Source organism: Dellaglioa sp. CoH-55-MRSF-6 (genome assembly GCF_056782215.1).
In genome coordinates, this window is record NZ_JBXAYJ010000073.1 from 1 (window position 1) to 235 (window position 235).

Sequence of the window (235 nt, forward strand, 5' to 3'; positions counted from 1 at the left end):
GATCAACTAACCCTCGTAAATACACGGTTTGGTTAACCAAGGACAAGACTATGAAAGCAGAAGTAATAGCACGCCTAATGGTCACGGCCAGCGAGGGTAAGTGGGAGGACATGACTCCTGCTGAGCGCAAACGCTACAACGAAAAACACCCGAATAACCCTCATGCAGATACGTATGATCCGAACGATGAGTGGTGGGAGCTTATGACTCCGGAGATGCGGCAGCGCTACATCCG

At 50.6% G+C, this 235-nt stretch carries 1 protein-coding gene; it reads left to right on the top strand.

Going from position 1 to position 235, the window contains the following annotated elements; genetic code table 11:
* Nucleotides 1–50 precede the first annotated feature (50 nt).
* Nucleotides 51–235 (top strand): hypothetical protein (locus tag AC1RPK_RS07830; protein ID WP_481769370.1); only part of this gene is annotated, 185 nt, incomplete at its 3' end.